Source organism: Psychrobacter cryohalolentis K5 (assembly GCF_000013905.1).
Classification (GTDB): Bacteria; Pseudomonadota; Gammaproteobacteria; order Pseudomonadales; family Moraxellaceae; genus Psychrobacter; species Psychrobacter cryohalolentis.
Genome location: NC_007969.1, coordinates 2,371,426 through 2,388,376, shown reverse-complemented (window position 1 = coordinate 2,388,376; position 16,951 = coordinate 2,371,426). Strand labels below are relative to the sequence as shown.

Genomic DNA, 16,951 nt, shown 5'->3' with positions numbered 1-16,951 from the left:
ACTGTTGGGATAAATTTTGCGAAGCCTCTGGAGTGCGAAGCGCACAGCAAGCGAGAGAAATTTATCCCAGCATAATGCTATTCCGAACGTAACTCTTTTATATTGAACTCAATATAAGACATAAGTTCTTTTCATAAACCAAAAGCCCCAATCATTCATTGATTAGGGCTTTTTAGGATTTAAAAGAGCGTGGTCAAACACGAGTGGTAAAGTTTAACGCCATGCACCTTTGATCATAATACCTTCAATAGGATTTAGCCCCATTTGATAGGCTAAATCAGCAGGGCGAGTGATATCCCAAAGCGCCAAATCCGCATCACAGCCCACTTCTATACGCCCTTTATGAGCTAGACCTAACGCTTGAGCAGCATGAACCGTTGCCCCTGCCAATACTTCTTCAGGGGTCATATAAAATAGCGTACAGCCCATATTCATCGCTAATAGCAGTGAGGTCAGCGGTGAGGTACCTGGATTACAGTCAGTCGAAATTGCCATTGGTACTTGATGTTTACGCAGTTCTTCGATCGGTGGCAACTTGGTATCACGTAGGGTATAAAACGCGCCTGGCAACAGCACAGCAACGGTGTTGCTTGTTGCCATTTTTTTGATATCGTCTTCTACTAAGTGCTCAAGATGGTCGCTTGATAATCCTTGATATTCAGCAACTAAGGCGCTAGCGCCTATATTTGATAGTTGTTCAGAATGCAGTTTCACCGGTAAGTTTAATGAGCGTGCGACTTCAAAGACGCGCTTAATCTGCTCAGTAGTAAAAGCGATATTTTCACAAAAGCCATCGACTGCATCGACCAAGCCCTCGCTATGCAAGATTGGTAACCACTGGCAAACTTGCTCAATATAGTCATCGACACGATCTTTGTATTCAGGTGGTAGGGCATGAGCAGCTAAATAAGTGGTGCTGACATGAATGTTGTGTTTGTCACCGAGTGCGCGGGCAACTTTTAGCATTTTACGTTCAGTTTTTAAGTCTAGTCCATAACCAGATTTAATCTCGATACTGGTCACACCTTCTTTGACAAGCGCCAGCAGGCGTTTTTCACTTTGTGCAAACAATTCTTCGATATTGGCTTCGCGAGTGGAACGAACTGTTGAGACAATACCGCCACCTTGGGCAGCAATATCTTGATAGTTGGCACCGTGTAGACGCGCTTCAAACTCATTGCTGCGGTTGCCGCCATAGACGATATGAGTATGGCAATCTATCAATCCAGGCGTTATCCAATGACCATCAGCGTCAGTGATTTGCTGACTTTGATAATGCGTGAGATAGGGTGTTATTTGCGTATGCGCCCCAATCCATGCAATTTTGCTGTCTTTGATGCCGATAGCAGCGTTTTCTAATTGACCATAAGGCGTGCTTTTTGCGGCTGCGGATATACTGTCTTTATTGTCAGCATAAGTATCGAAACCATATTGCGCTGAAAAAGTCGCAAGATTGGCATTGATAATAATATGGTCAAACGTTGTTAAGGCATCCATAGCATCGGTAGTATTGATAGAGTCGTCAAGTATCTGTTCGCTAGAGTTGTTCATAATAAGCTCCTGCTTAACACTGATAATCAGGTAAATATATAAAATTCATTTCTAAAGTTAAACTTATAAACCTTTATCTATAAATTCAGTAAATGCTGCTCGATAATAGTAGCTAAAAGACGAGCGGCAACTTTGCAGCTACGCGAATCAATATCAAAAGTAGGGTTAATCTCAGCAATATCGGCTACTTTTACCTTACCTGAGCATAAGATAAGTTTGACTGCACGCTCAACGAAACTGAGCTCAATACCGTAGGCGGCTGGCGCACTAACGCCGGGTACGACGCTTGATGGTAAGCAATCCATATCAATGGTTAAATAAATAATATCAACGCTCTCGATAAAATCTGCAATTTGAGCTGCGATTTTCTTCCATTTTTTATTGGTACAATCTTCATCACTGATGATATCCACGCCCAATTGCTCAGCACGATCAAAGAGCGCAGCGGTGTTAGAGAAACGACTGACGCCAATACAACAATAATTAAATGGCTGACCTTGCTCGTCAAGATGCTCGGCAATTTGTCGAAATGGCGTACCCGAGGTAGCGACATCAGACTGACGAATGTCCAGATGCGCATCAAAATTGATAATGCCAATACGCGGTAGCGCATCTGTATCACTATTAGTGTCTGTCTGCTGTAGAGCTTGCCACAATCCTAAAAAGCTACCATAAGCAATAGCATGACCACCGCCAAGACCGATGGGTAAGCCGCCTTGCTTGATAATCTGGCTTACCTTATCGGCATAATTGAGTTGTGCTTGTTCTAGCATGTTTGCGGCAAAATCATCATTATCATGACAATGGATATCGCCAGCATCACCCAATAAGGTTGGCAATTGACCATCAAAACGTTGTTGTAGCTCAGCGATGACTGGCAGCGCAGCAAACGCCTGACGAATCAATGGCGGTGCGGCTTTTGCGCCCACACGTCCTTGATTGCGCCTGACACCTTGGTCACAAGCGAAACCGACCAGCCCAATACGCTGGCCGTTTTGCTGACTGGTGCTATCAAAGGCATAATGCTGAGCCAACTGATACCAGTAACGAGCGCGAGCTGTCTCAAACGGCTCCGCACGTCCTGTCCAGCGACTCATATCAGCTACCGTATGGCTCACGGCTTCTGTATGGGTAATCGTGCTTACTGCTTTATTTGTTAGAGCTGTCATCGCCAGATTCCTTTTTGCAATCAGCCTTTATTTAGAGTCGTACCAATTACTACGCAATGGCTGCCAATGCTCAGCAAGTGTACCATCTAATACCAGCTGCTTTGCCGCTTCGATATCAGGGGCTAGGTAACGATCTTTATCATAAAAGGTCACTTGCTCGCGAAGTTTCTGATGTGCCATAGTCAAAGGCTCTGAGGTCTCTAACCCGCGATGGAAATCGATACCTTGACCAGCAGCCAAGAGCTCAATACCGATAATGGTGGCGGTATTTTGCGCCATCTCATATAAGCGACGGGCGCAATAAGTTGCCATCGACACATGATCTTCTTGATTGGCAGAAGTTGGAATGCTGTCGACACTACCGGGATGGGCGATAGATTTATTCTCTGAAGCGAGCGCTGCTGCAGTGACATGGGCAATCATAAAGCCTGAGTTGACCCCAGCATTATCCACTAAGAATGGCGGCAAACCACCTGACAGAGTAGCATCGATCAGCAAAGCGATACGGCGCTCAGACATAGAACCAATCTCAGCAATCGCTAAGGCTAAAATATCAGCAGCAAAAGCCACTGGCTCAGCATGGAAGTTACCACCTGAGATGGCAACTGGACCGTCTTCATTGTTAAAGATAAGTGGATTATCGGTTACAGCATTAGATTCAATCAATAGCGTCTTGCCTGCTTGATTGATGATATCGAGGCAAGCGCCCATCACTTGTGGCTGGCAACGCAGGCAGTAAGGATCTTGTACTCTGTCGTCTTGCTCGCCATCGTGTGAGGCGCGAATGGCACTGCCTTTAATGAGCTGACGGTGTGCTTTGGCGATTTCAATTTGACCATGATGACCACGTACTTCATGAATACGCGCATCAAATGGCGCATCTGAGCCTTTAGCCGCATCGATAGACAGTGAGCCGACGATGGTTGCTGTCTCAAGCAAATCACGTGCTAAGAAATAACCACGTAGTGCCAGTGCGGTGGATACTTGAGTGCCATTAATCAGGGCAAGACCTTCTTTTGCCGCAAGGGTGATTGGCTCAAGACCATGCTGTGCTAAAGCATCAGCGGCCAGTACTTTGTTACCATCAACATAAACATGACCTTCGCCCATCATCGCCAGTGTCATATGCGATAAAGGTGCGAGATCTCCTGAAGCGCCAACTGAGCCTTTGGCAGGGATGTTTGGGGTAATTTGGTTATTAATTAAGCCCAGTAAGCTGTCGACCACGGCGCGGCGGACACCAGAAACGCCTTGTGCCAAACTGGTGACCTTCATTACCATAATCAGTCGAACCACGTTGGCTGGTAATGCTTCGCCAGTGCCCACAGAGTGAGACACGATAAGATTGCGCTGTAGTAATTCTAATTGATCATCACTGATACGGGTTTTTGCCAACAGACCAAAACCGGTATTGATACCATAAGCGCTTTTATCACGGCGGATAATCGTTTGTACATCTTCGTGTGAGGCATCTATTGCCTCATAAGCGCTATCAGGCAAGGTCAATATGACGGGCTGTTCATAGATATCGCGTAGTATCTCAAAGCTAAGCTGACGTGGCTGTAGGGTTAATTTTTTGATAGCAGTCATGATGGTAATCCTAGTGTTAAATGTTATTAGCTGTATTTATAATATGGTGGGGTATTGATGTTGTGCTTGTATTAATAGGTGCAATCTATCCTAACTTATCCAACCAAAAGACATTGCCAAATGTCCAAAAGCTGCTGCCAGTAAGATACTAAGTGCTACACGCTGGAACCAAACGATGACCATTTTTCCAACAGAGATAGGAATCTCAGTTGCTAGGACACAAGGAATCATGGCAGAAAAGAACAGCACACTGCTAATAGAGATGACGCCTGCGACATAACGGGTCAACATATCCGCTTCACTGAGCAATAATGCGGGCAAGAACATCTCAGCCAATCCCGCAGACATGCCTTTGGCAGCGACGAGCGGCTCTGGCAAACCGCCCAACCAGGTAAAGGGGTAAAGCAGTAAACCTAAAGCGTCAAATACTGGCGTGTACTTGGCCAATAATAAACCAGTGAGTCCAACGGCGATAATAGAGGGCACAATAGCGGCTGCCATTGTCAAGCCATCACGAAAGTTGGTCCATAGAATCTGTTTAAAATCTGATGCACGGCGTGACGTAGACAAACCTAGCTCATATGCCGCTTTTAGACGCGTGCCTCTTTTGTAGTCTAAATTTGGACGCTCAACCTCATTATCAAACTGACTAATTGGTGGAATACGGGCAGTGATAGCGGTGACAATAAAGGTAATCACTAGCGTTGACCAAAAAAACAGATTCCAAAATTCCATCAATCCCAGTGTTTTGGCAACAATTACCATAAACGCGGCTGATACAGTCGAAAAACCGGTCGCAATGATAATGGCTTCACGCGCAGAATATTGCTTTTGCAGATACACACGATTGGTAATTAACAGCCCAATCGAATAACTGCCAACAAAAGAGGCAACTGCATCAATCGCTGATGCACCCGGCGTTTTCCAGATAGGTTTCATAATCGGCTGCATCAGCACGCCAACCATCTCAAGCAAACCAAAACCCACTAAAAACGCCAGAATCAAAGCCCCAAGCGGCACAATCATACCAACGGGTAGCGCCAGTTTTTCAAATAAAAATGGCAGCATATCCTTTTCCATCATAAAGGCTGGAGCGTTACCAGTGATATACATCACAGCTAATACCAGTCCCAGTACTTTAAAGACAGTTAGGATTTTATGGGTGATGTTTTTGCGCCATGAACCATCAATAAACGGTTTACTTACTCCAAATATCATCAGCATAAATAACAAAGTTACAGATAAAGTATGTTGCTGATTGACCAGATAAGTTGCACCATGGTCGAACAAAATTGTACTTTTTTCACCAATGGTAAATGGCACAAAAAACATCACCAAACCGATCATACTGAAGACAGTCAATTGCAGTAGTGCAATGGGTTTTGACAGTAATGTCTCTGGCGTTGTCGTATCGGACACGGTGTTAACAACTTGCTCAGTTTTCTCTAGTTGTAGGGTATCTTGCTTGGTCATATTATCTTCCTTGATAAAATCATGTAATCTATGTGTCTATGGAGAATTACTTAATCATAGGAAGATTTAGACCGTAATCCTTAGCAGTTTTAATCGCCAACTCATAGCCAGCATCGGCATGACGCATAACGCCAGAACCACAATCGTTGACCAGTACCCGAGCTAAGCGCTTGGCTGCAGCGTCCGTACCGTCAGCGACGATAACCATGCCAGAGTGCTGCGAGTAGCCCATACCAACACCGCCGCCATGATGTAATGATACCCACGTGGCGCCGCCTGCGACATTCAGCATACCGTTTAATAATGCCCAATCCGATACCGCATCTGAGCCATCTTTCATACTTTCTGTTTCGCGGTTTGGGCTGGCAACAGAGCCAGTATCTAAATGGTCACGACCAATGACGATAGGACCTTTAAGCTCGCCGTTTTTGACCATCTCATTGAAGGCAAGACCTGCTTTATCACGCTCACCTAGACCTAACCAACAGATACGTGCTGGCAGACCTTGGAACTGAATGCGCTCTTTTGCCATATCGAGCCAGCGATGAATGTGCTGATTTTCAGGGAATAGCTCTTTGATTTTTTGATCGGTCTTATAGATATCTTCTGGATCACCTGATAACGCTACCCAGCGGAATGGGCCTTTGCCTTGGCAAAACAGCGGACGAATATACGCAGGGACAAAACCTGGGAAATTAAAGGCATTTTTTACGCCTTCATCAAACGCCACCTGACGGATGTTATTGCCATAATCGGTCGTTGGGATGTCCATCTCTTGTAAATCTAGCATTGCCTGTACGTGTACCGCACAAGACTGAGCAGCGGCTTTGGTTAGATCAGCGTGTTGCTCTGGGTTTTCTTGAGCGGCTTTCCATTCTTTAACTGTCCAACCACTTGGTAGATAGCCATTAATCAAATCATGGGCGGAGGTTTGATCGGTGACCAAATCAGGTTTGATTTCGCCTGCATTGGCACGCTTTACCATCTCAGGCAAGATGTCTGCTGCATTACCAAGTAGGGCGATTGAGACGGCTTCACCAGCTGCAGTATGTTGCTTAATCAGCTCATAGGCATGATCAAGATTGTCAGCTTGTTTATCGACGTAGCCCGTACGCAAACGGAAATCAATACTAGACTGCTGACACTCTATATTTAAAGAGGTGGCTCCAGCAAAGGTCGCTGCCAATGGCTGCGCGCCGCCCATACCACCAAGGCCAGCAGTCAAAATCCAACGTCCTGCCCAGCTACCGTCGTAATGCTGACGACCAGCTTCGACAAAGGTTTCATAAGTGCCTTGAACGATGCCTTGGGTGCCGATATAAATCCAGCTGCCCGCAGTCATTTGACCGTACATGAACAAGTCTTTACGATCGAGCTCGTTGAAATGCTCCCATGTTGCCCAGCGCGGGACAAGGTTGGAGTTGGCAATCAATACGCGCGGCGCATTTTCATGGGTTTGAAAAACGCCAACTGGTTTGCCAGATTGCACCAATAAGGTTTCATCGTCCTCTAATTCTTTAAGTGACGCTAAAATTTGATCATAGCTTTCCCAATTACGGGCTGCGCGTCCGATACCGCCATAAACGACCAAGCTTTTTGGATTTTCAGCCACATCAGGATGTAGGTTGTTTTGTAACATACGATAAGGGGCTTCGGTCAGCCAGCTTTTACAGTGTAGCGTACTGCCAGTTGGCGCCGCGATATTGCGACTCTCGTCACGGCGAGTATATGCAGAAGTTTTGTTCAATCCATTATCAGTAGTCATGATCCTATCCTTATGATATCTGTTGAGGCAATATGGCAATCAAAGTGAGTCTTATACGGTCAGTTTGCTAAATTTACTAATACTGCCGTAAAGTTGTATATACAAATTATCAGGAATCATTTTTTCATGCAAGTTTTTTTTCTTTGTTGCTGCATTATTTTTGTGAGTGATTAGACAAACATGCAGCTGCCATATGGTTTTGCTGAGGTTTGTATGATTATCTCGTGTTACTATGACGCTATTCTTATTGGTAAAACTAACGGTTAAAAATGGATACGATAAAGGCGATTCCGGCATATCAACGCATTAAAAATGCGATATTGGACAATATTCATTCAGGTAAATGGCAGGCGGGCAATGCGATTTCTACCGAAATGGCGTTGGCAGAAGAGTTTGGTGTCTCTCGTATGACGGTCAACCGTGCTTTAAAGGAATTGAGCGAAGAGCGAGTATTGGAGCGCCGGCAAGGGTCGGGGACGTTTGTTGCGCAGCAGCAGTTTAATCATACGTTTGTAGAAGTGCGTAATATCGCTCAAGATTTAAAGTCTGCCAATCGTGATTATCAAGCAAAAGTTGTCAGTAAGCGTGGCATTACTGCTGCTATGCTCAATGATGAGCTACGGCGTAAATTTGGTCTTGAGAAGGCTATTAAATCGTCTGAGTTAAAAGACGCTACTGACATTAGAAGCATCAAGAATCTTGATAGCGAAGCCGCTGTTTTATATGAGGTTAAGATCATCCATTTTGCAGATGGTCAGCCGATACAGTTTGAAGAGCGTTGGGTAGATGCTCTAAAGGTTCCAGAGTTTATCGAGCAAGATTTTAGCGTGGTCAATACCAGTGATTATCTCATTGCAAAAAGCCCACTGGAGCGTGGTAGCTATACTATTCGAGCACTAGCCGCACCCGATGAGATTGCAGCGTTATTACAGATTACCGCGCAGTCGCCTACATTGGTACTTTGTCGTCAAACTTACTCAGCGGGTCAAGTACTGACTTTTGTCAAAATGTGGCATGCAGGTGAGCGGTACCAGTTTTCAGGTGAACTATAACAACCTTACGCATATTCACTATTTTTGTACGTTTATTCTTTCTAAATTGCGTTAACATACACATGAGCAGGTATTTAATGGGCGGATTTAGAATAAGTATCTGTCATAAAATGCCTCAAATTTTTAAGAATAAAATAAAACCAGCATTGAAAAATATGCTGTGTATCCTCAAATTGAGCAGTCACAGTCAAATAATACCAAGCAGATATTTATGATGATATCTGCTTATTCTTCAGTACGGTTTTATTGGCAGGACATATTTTGCTTTATTTGACTCAGTCACTTTTATTTACTCACTATGATAAGGACGTCTTATGAAACGTCGCACGCTTTTAGCCCTTGCCGCAAGTACCGTATTGCTTGCCGCTTGTGGTCAATCACCTACCAATGATGCTGAAACCAAGGCAACTGATACCGCTGCAAGTGGCGGTTCTGATTTGCTACAGCGTATCAATAACGGCGGCACTATCAACGTCGGTACCGAAGGCACTTATCCTCCATTCACTTATCATGATGAGAGCGGCAAACTGACCGGCTATGATGTCGAAGTGACGCGTGCCGTTGCTGACAAACTTGGCGTTAAAGTTGAGTTTCAAGAAACTCAATGGGATGCAATGCTCGCAGGTTTGGACGCCAAGCGTTTTGATATGGTTGCCAACCAAGTCAGCTTGACCACGCCTGAGCGTTTAGCAAAATATGATAAAGCGCAAGCGTATAGCTGGTCGGGCGCAGTGGTTTTAGCGCCAAAAGATGATAACCGTTATAGCTCGTGGGAGGCTTTAAAAGGTCTGCGTAGCGCTCAGTCATTGACCAGCAACTATGGTGAGCTTGCAGAGCGTTATCAAGCTGAAGTCATCCCTGTTGATGGTATGGCTCAAGCGATCCAGCTGGTCAAACAAGATCGTGCTGACTTTACCATGAATGACAATCTTGCCATTTTGGATTATCTAAAAAAATTCCCAGATGCGGCGCTTGAGATTAAATTGACGGCCCCTGTCAGTGAGCAAACCGGTTCGGGATTGGTATTGATAAAAGGTGATGATGCGGTATTGGCAAAATTAGACGAAGCCATGGCAGCATTGGCCGCTGATGGAACGCTCACCAAACTGAGCCAAGAATTCTTTGGTGCTGATATAAGTCAACAAAAATAATGCTAGCTTCTATAACGTCAGTGTTAGCAGATTTATTGGCATTATTGCCGTTTATGAGTCCTGATCGGGCGCAGATTGTTATCTCGTCTTTTTGGCCGATGCTTAAAGGCGGTATCTATTATTCGATACCGCTGGCATTGATATCGTTTGCGATCGGTATGGCAATTGCGCTGACCGTGGCACTGATTCGTATCGTGCCGCGTGCTGGTTGGGTTCATGAGATTGTCTATAGACTTGCTCGCATCTATGTGTCTGCCATTCGCGGCACGCCGATGCTAGTACAGCTATTTATTATCTTTTATGGGTTACCGAGTGTTGGGGTCAAGCTTGATCCTTTTCCGTCAGCGATCATCGCTTTTTCGCTCAATATTGGTGCTTATGCGTCAGAGACGGTGCGCGCATCCATTTTGTCTATTCCAAAAGGACAGTGGGAAGCTGGTTCGACTGTCGGCTTGACGTATTTGCAGACCTTTCGTCATGTTATTTTGCCGCAGGCACTACGCGTATCCGTACCGCCGCTATCTAATACCTTTATCAGTCTGGTAAAAGATACTTCGCTAGCATCGCTCGTATTGGTGACTGAGCTGTTTAAACAAGCACAGATTATCACCGCGCGTAACTATGAGTTTATGTTGGTCTATATCGAAGCGGCCGTTATCTATTGGGGTATTTGTCTGTTTTTGACCTTTATCCAAGGTAGGCTTGAAACGCGTCTTGATCGTTATGTTGCCAAATAATATCGCTATCAACCCATGATATATTTCTCGCCCCTTTAACCCATGTGTTTTTTAATTTGCAAGTGGACGTCTTATGATTCAAGTCACCAATATTCATAAAGCCTTTGGGAGCAATCAAGTGCTTAAAGGTATCGACTTGACCATCGAAAAGGGCAAAGTGGTGGTCATATTAGGACCATCAGGTTCTGGTAAGACGACGTTTTTGCGGTGTTTGAATGCGCTTGAAATTCCAGATCAAGGTATCATCGCTTTTGATGATGGCAGCCTGACGGTTGATTTTGCCACTAAACCTAAGAAAAAAACCTTACTGGCACTACAACGTAAGTCAGGTATGGTGTTTCAATCTTATAACTTGTTTCCACATAAGACAGCCATCGAAAACTTAATGCTTGGACCTACGGTGGTACAAGGGCAAAGTAAAGCGCAAGCACGTGAGCAGGCATTAGCATTACTCGATAAAGTGGGTTTGTCTGATAAGGCAGATCTCTATCCGTTTCAGCTATCGGGCGGTCAGCAGCAGCGTATTGGTATTGCTCGTGCATTGGCGATTGAGCCGTCTTTACTACTATTCGATGAGCCAACGTCTGCGCTTGATCCTGAGCTAGTACAAGATGTGCTTGAAACCATGAAACAGCTGGCATCAGAAGGTTGGACGATGGTTGTTGTTACTCATGAAATAAATTTTGCCCGTGATGTCGCTGATCATGTGGTTTTGATTGAAGATGGTAAAATTGTCGAAGAGGGCAGTGCTAAGCAGTTATTCGAGGATTCTAAGCATCCGCGTACGCAAGCGTTTTTACAGCGTATTGAACAGTAATAAGCTTGAAAGATGCTAAATAAAAAGCCCCAACTATATTCATAGTAGGGGCTTTTTTTTGATTCAACAGAAAAGAACCTAAGGCTATTAAAAGTGATTATAGGATATCGACTAAATCCTTTGCCGTCTTTTTAGCCAACGTGGTACGCGAGTAGTAGTACCATTTAGTACAGCATTAAATAAAGCTGCTAGCAGAATGAGTATGACGCCGACATATTGAATCCAAGATAATGATTGATGCAGTAATAGCGTTGCCAAAGCAATCGCGGTTAGAGGCTCAAAGATAGTAAACACTGATGCACGGGTGGCAGGTAGCTTCTCTAATGCCTTCATATAAAGTGCAAAGGGTACGACGGTTCCAATCAAAGACAATCCTAATGCATAGCCCCAAGTAGATAAGGGTAAGGTTAGTAATTGTCCATAAGTTTTATAGGTTTCAGGTAGTAGTAGCAGTATGCCAGCACTGATGATAATAGAGGTAAAAAATACTAAAGGAGCAGGGTGCGCATCATGCATAGCGCGCTTACCCAATACCCCATATAGGGAATAACATATGCCTGATAATAAACCTAATGCAATACCCCAGTTGACTTGCGCCTGCTCACCTAACATCGTCAAGCCGACACCAAATACTGCCATGAGTGCCAGTAGGGCTGACTGCCGAGTAATGGATTCATTAAGCAAAAATGCTGAAAATAATAAGCTAAAAACGGGCGCAGTATATAGCAAGGCGACGGCAGGACCAGCACCGACATAGATAACGGCAAAAAAATAGCAAACCGACATGCCGAGTACACCAATCAACGACTGTAGTGCCAGTCCGAGCCACTGTTTTGGACGCAACTTTATTAGCTGTGGCCATAGTTTTGGCAGCATAACGAGGATAATAAGAGCGGCGGTCACGATACGTAAAATGGTCGTTTGCCAGCCACTAAAGCCATTTTGGTTGAGATAGGTTGAGAATATCCCTAAAGTACCCCAGCAGACAGCGGCTGTAATGATTTGAATGGTGCCTATCCATGACTGCCGTGCTGACGTTGCGCTATCGGTATGTGCCATATCGCTCTCTATTTTTATTTGTTACCAAGTTCAAAGAATAAGCGGTCCAAGCTTTTTGGCTCATTACTTAATAATATGCTGAAATAACAAAAGACAACCTGATTAAAGGCTGCCTTTTGTTTGTTTTTTCGGTCTATCATTAAAGCGTTAATTAAGTACTAACACAAGTCAGTTAGACATAAAATGCAATTTATTTGAGTTAGATGCAGGCTTCACTTCAGCTTATTACTCTTTAGCGTCATATCCTCCAAACCATCTTAAGCATCGTGATTTACACCTGAAGTAAAAAATTCGTCAATAAACGCTTGGCACCTTCGGTCGCAAATGACTCTGGGTGAAACTGCACGCCTTGAATCGGATAGTCTTTGTGCTGCACACCCATTATCTCATCACCAGCCAGCGCCGATTCAGTCAACTCTAAATCATTATGTTCATCATTGGCGACGACTGCTGTGACAGTCAAACAATCCGGTAGCGTGTCTGCTTGTACCATCAATGAATGATAGCGCATGATTTCTAAATGCTGCGGCAAATCATTATAAATGCCCGCACCATCATGACGAATGGCTGAAACCTTGCCATGCATCGGCACACTGGCGCGTATCACATCACCGCCAAATACATGAGCAATGCCCTGCATGCCTAAGCAAACGCCTAATAGTGGCGTCGTTTTGCCCATCACTTCAATCACTTCGGCACAAATGCCAAAATAGGCAGGATCATCAGGTGACCCAGGACCGGGTGAGATAATAATACGGTCAAGACTCATCGCTTGTACGTCTGCTAAGGTGATTTCATTATTACGCTTGACGATGACATTTGCTTGTTTATCACTGTCCATCGTCTGCAAGATCTCACCGATATACTGGTAAAGGTTGAAAGTAAATGAGTCGTAATTATCGATAATTAAAACATTCATGGGTGGCCAACTCTTTGATAAATTATATGTGGTTATGGGTTCATAAAGCTGTCTAGTACCACTTTCATAGCAGAAAGCTTACGCTGGATTTCTAGATATTCATCAGCAGGATTGGAGTCGTACACATTGCCGCCACAAGTCTGTGCATAGGCCGATTCACCATTGATAAATAAGCTGCGAATAGGAATGGCAAAAATACAATCGCCGTTAAAGTTAAAGGATCCTAATGCGCCGCCATAAGCACCACGACCATCTGGTTCAAGCTCATTAATCACTTTTATCGCTTCAACTTTTGGTGCGCCTGACAATGTGCCAGCAGGGAAGTTGCTGGCAAGTGCGCTAAACATATCCTCATCAGGATGCAGAATACCGACGATTTCAGAGGAGATATGCTGTACGTGTGAGAAGCGTTTGATATCCATCAGATTACGCACTTTTACCGTACCAAATTGTGCGACGCGTCCGATATCATTGCGATGCAGATCGACTAGCATATTGTGCTCGGCAATCTCTTTTGCGTCATTCAGCAGGGCACGCGCAAGTTTGCGATCTTCGGCAACATCAACACCGCGCTTGGCTGTACCTGCGAGCGGATAGGTCTCCATCTCGCCCTGACGCAAGCGAAATAGCAATTCAGGTGAGGCACCGATGATGCATTGCTGAGCAAATTTCATAAAATACATATGCGGTGATGGATTGACCGCACGTAGCTTTTCATAAATTGGCATCTTATCGCCCGCAATACGATATTTGGATTTAAAGCCGACTTCACATTGAAAAATACGCCCAGAGATGATGTCTTCTTTGACTTGCATGACGACTTTAGCATGCTCTTCTTGACTCATACCATCACCTAAAAACTCTACGGTGGGCGGTTTATAGCTTGGGATAGGTACATCAAGTAAGGCTTTGATTTGCTCGATGCGATTGTCTTGCTGAGCGGTAGGATAGTAAAAGTAGAAAATTTCACCAGTCATTTTATCGAGCGTCAAGCCATCTAGATAGACACCAAATTTGAAAGGTTCAAAATCATCGCTTGGCTTGGCATTTAGACTTGGCTCAAAGAAATTGACACAGTCGTAGCCTAGATAGCCGACAAGACCGCCACTTTGCTCACGGGCGATGACGTGCTGCGGAGTAATAGTACGTAGAAGCTGATAAGGATTGTCAGTCTGATAATGTTTGGTTTCAGCGGTTTTATTATCGGTAATAGCAAGCGTTGTGCGGTCGATGGCTGCAATGGTCATCACCGGATCAAAACCAATGGCATGGTGACGTGACATATGGCTGTCTTCACCCAAGGATTCGAGCAAATAACAGGTATCGAAAACCCGTTCAATACGTTTAAATAACGCGAAAAAATCAATATCTTGCGTCAGCTTTATCCGCTGCGGCTTGCTTGGAATATCAATAGTAGCAGGCTGGTCATATTGTAGTGTAGGAGAGGTCATAATGAGGTCCAAAGTAATTCAAATAGGTCTTATAAAATAAATTCAGCTAACATTCTTGGCGTTAATTGTCTTGTCTGTGGGTGGCTAGCAGTGCGCTTACATCGTGAATTTGCATGGCTTTGGCGCCGCGAGAGACCGTTGCGATGCCAACGCCCAACTGTTCGGAGATGTCACGCTGGGTGATGCCACGCTCGAGCAAATCAAAAATACAGATACGATTGGCAATCTCGTGTTGCTCTTTAGTCGTTAGTAGCGCTGTTAATAGCTCATCGATATCATTACTGTCATTGCAATGGGCTAAATGCGTCAACAAGCTACGATAAGGGTCAGTGCTCATAATATTTAATCTTAATAAAAAAGAGGTAAGTGGCTATCTTGTTTCAGTATTCTAGTACAGTAGTACATAAAAAACAAGTAAAGTGATGAATGTTTTAGCATTGCTTGATTAAAGCATTGTTCAAAAATATGAACTTCAGCATAAAAATAAAAAGCCAGCTAATCGTAATGAGCTGGCTTTACTATTAAAAATTTTGCTGGTGTTCGAAAGAACAATGAATGATAGATTCGAATGAACGACTATGCCTTTATATTGCTTATTTTACTGGACGAATAAACGGCATATGTCTATTCACATCTTTATATAGTAAGTATCTAAATGGACCCGGTCCGCCAGCGTAACAAGATTGTGGGCAGAATGCGCGTAACCACATAAAGTCACCTGCTTCAACTTCTACCCATTCACCGTTTAAGTGATAGACGGCTTTACCTTCTAATACATACAAACCATGTTCCATAACATGCGTTTCATCAAATGGAATCACGCCACCTGGTTGAAACGTCACGATATTCACATGCATGTCGTGACGCATATCAGACTGCTCGGTAAATCGAGTGGTTGTCCATACGCCATCAGTACCCGGCATCTCAATAGCTTCAACATCGTGATCGCTAGTTACAAACGCTTCAGGCACATCAATACCTTCACAGTGTTGATAGGCTTTACGGATCCAATGGAATTTAACGTGCTTGTCGCTATTGTTCTTTAGCGTCCATTTGCAGCCAGGTGGTAAAAATGCATAACCACCTGATTCAAGATGATGCGACACGCCTTCAATCGTCATGTCCATTTCACCTTCAACGATGAATACGACGCCTTCGGCATTTGCATCTAGCTCAGGCTTTTCTGAGCCGCCATTTGGTGCTACTTCGACGATATACTGTGAGAAGGTTTCAGAGAAACCGCTTAAAGGACGTGCAAGCACCCACATCCGCATGCCTGTCCAAAAAGGTAAATAACTAATCACGATGTCGGTTAGTACACGTTTAGGAATAATCGCATAAGCTTCGGTGAAGATAGCACGATCGGATAGTAATTGTGTTTGTGGAGGCAATCCGCCAGTTGGTGCGTAATAAGTACTTTTTGTTGTCATGGTTCGTGTTCCTTAGGGGTTTGGTGCCGCGATAAATTTGTGTCTGAACCTTTGATTTTTTATATGATTAATGCTCTGACATTAGCATAATTCTTCGTCAGTTGACGATAGCCATTAGGCCTGATTTTTAGCCTGCTCAGCAGATATATCAATGCAAACTTCCCAATCATCAATCTCGAATTCATGGCAATTGTTACCTTCGCCGTTGATACGATCAATCACTAAAAAGTCACAATCCGCTTTTAGCGCCAGTAGCGGATGATGCCAAACATTGGCATCATACTGTACACCTTGATGCGAATGAGCATAAAACACTTCTAAATCATCAGCTGATTTAGGCGCATCGCCAGCTTTTGCCACAACGACTATATAGTCTGTGCCATTCATAGAAAAGAACGCTTGCGTGCCAAATGGATGGTATTCCATCACCGATAACGTAATAGGGCAGTCACGTCTTTTAGTACGGAAAATACTAAAACCGACTTCTCCGCCATCATGAGTGACTTTTGAGATGGCATTATGACGACAGGCAAAGCCACGATTGATATCCCAGCTGTTTTCAGGACACTTTTCTTGATCATCATAAGGCTCGATTACTGAGCCGTAAGGAGCAAAAGCAGCTTTAGTTAAAGGTTTAGCAATGATTGTAGTTTTCATAAGTTCACCTTTAGATTAATTAACAATATTATTTATTTGTTCTAGCAACTTATTAAGTGATAGATCTATTTGAGATAAGAAAATACCGGACATAAGATGTCATTTTTAAGCAATTACAGCACTCAGGTAT

Annotated in this window: 15 protein-coding genes; 4 read left to right on the top strand and 11 right to left on the bottom strand. The window is 44.0% G+C overall.

Features of this window, described 5'->3' with window-relative positions; genetic code table 11:
- Positions 1-213: 213 nt before the first annotated feature.
- From hutI to hutU, 5 genes are all read right to left on the bottom strand, one after another.
- Entirely contained in the window at positions 214-1,551 is a 1,338-nt protein-coding gene (gene hutI, locus PCRYO_RS09895) for an imidazolonepropionase (RefSeq protein WP_011514254.1), read from the bottom strand.
- Between the two features lie 77 nt (positions 1,552-1,628).
- Entirely contained in the window at positions 1,629-2,720 is a 1,092-nt protein-coding gene (hutG, locus tag PCRYO_RS09890) for a formimidoylglutamase (protein ID WP_011514253.1), read from the bottom strand.
- A 27-nt stretch (positions 2,721-2,747) separates the two neighbouring features.
- Positions 2,748-4,310 (bottom strand): histidine ammonia-lyase, encoded by a 1,563-nt coding sequence (gene hutH / locus PCRYO_RS09885; RefSeq protein ID WP_011514252.1) that lies wholly within the window; start codon positions 4,308-4,310, stop codon positions 2,748-2,750.
- 90 nt (positions 4,311-4,400) lie between these two features.
- Positions 4,401-5,783 carry a YjiH family protein gene (locus tag PCRYO_RS09880; RefSeq protein WP_011514251.1) on the bottom strand — a complete coding sequence of 461 codons (1,383 nt, stop codon included), beginning with the start codon at positions 5,781-5,783 and terminating at the stop codon, positions 4,401-4,403.
- Positions 5,784-5,829: 46 nt separating this feature from the next.
- The gene (hutU, locus tag PCRYO_RS09875) at positions 5,830-7,548 is read right to left on the bottom strand and encodes a urocanate hydratase (protein ID WP_011514250.1); all 1,719 of its coding nucleotides are present in this window, start codon (positions 7,546-7,548) and stop codon (positions 5,830-5,832) included.
- 269 nt (positions 7,549-7,817) lie between these two features.
- Between hutU and PCRYO_RS09870 the strand changes: the two genes are divergently transcribed.
- From PCRYO_RS09870 to PCRYO_RS09855, 4 genes are all read left to right on the top strand, one after another.
- A complete protein-coding gene (locus PCRYO_RS09870; protein WP_011514249.1) occupies positions 7,818-8,600 on the top strand; it encodes a UTRA domain-containing protein in 783 nt (260 codons plus the stop codon).
- Positions 8,601-8,914: 314 nt separating this feature from the next.
- Entirely contained in the window at positions 8,915-9,751 is an 837-nt protein-coding gene (locus PCRYO_RS09865) for an amino acid ABC transporter substrate-binding protein (protein ID WP_011514248.1), read from the top strand.
- A gap of 53 nt (positions 9,752-9,804) precedes the next feature.
- Positions 9,805-10,488 carry an amino acid ABC transporter permease gene (locus PCRYO_RS09860; protein ID WP_181209871.1) on the top strand — a complete coding sequence of 228 codons (684 nt, stop codon included), beginning with the start codon at positions 9,805-9,807 and terminating at the stop codon, positions 10,486-10,488.
- 73 nt (positions 10,489-10,561) lie between these two features.
- Positions 10,562-11,305, top strand: a complete 744-nt coding sequence (locus tag PCRYO_RS09855) for an amino acid ABC transporter ATP-binding protein (RefSeq protein ID WP_011514246.1) — start codon at positions 10,562-10,564, stop codon at positions 11,303-11,305.
- Between the two features lie 111 nt (positions 11,306-11,416).
- Here PCRYO_RS09855 and PCRYO_RS09850 read toward each other — a convergent pair whose 3' ends face one another.
- From PCRYO_RS09850 to PCRYO_RS09825, 6 genes are all read right to left on the bottom strand, one after another.
- Entirely contained in the window at positions 11,417-12,364 is a 948-nt protein-coding gene (locus tag PCRYO_RS09850; RefSeq protein WP_011514245.1) for a DMT family transporter, read from the bottom strand.
- Positions 12,365-12,635: 271 nt separating this feature from the next.
- Positions 12,636-13,283 carry an anthranilate synthase component II gene (locus tag PCRYO_RS09845; protein WP_011514244.1) on the bottom strand — a complete coding sequence of 216 codons (648 nt, stop codon included), beginning with the start codon at positions 13,281-13,283 and terminating at the stop codon, positions 12,636-12,638.
- 32 nt (positions 13,284-13,315) lie between these two features.
- Entirely contained in the window at positions 13,316-14,734 is a 1,419-nt protein-coding gene (locus PCRYO_RS09840; protein WP_011514243.1) for an anthranilate synthase component I family protein, read from the bottom strand.
- A gap of 61 nt (positions 14,735-14,795) precedes the next feature.
- Positions 14,796-15,071, bottom strand: coding sequence for a Trp family transcriptional regulator (locus tag PCRYO_RS09835; RefSeq protein WP_011514242.1), 276 nt, complete (start codon positions 15,069-15,071; stop codon positions 14,796-14,798).
- Between the two features lie 256 nt (positions 15,072-15,327).
- Positions 15,328-16,164 carry a bifunctional allantoicase/(S)-ureidoglycine aminohydrolase gene (locus PCRYO_RS09830; RefSeq protein ID WP_011514241.1) on the bottom strand — a complete coding sequence of 279 codons (837 nt, stop codon included), beginning with the start codon at positions 16,162-16,164 and terminating at the stop codon, positions 15,328-15,330.
- A 114-nt stretch (positions 16,165-16,278) separates the two neighbouring features.
- A complete protein-coding gene (locus PCRYO_RS09825) occupies positions 16,279-16,821 on the bottom strand; it encodes an ureidoglycolate lyase (RefSeq protein WP_011514240.1) in 543 nt (180 codons plus the stop codon).
- Positions 16,822-16,951 lie beyond the last annotated feature (130 nt).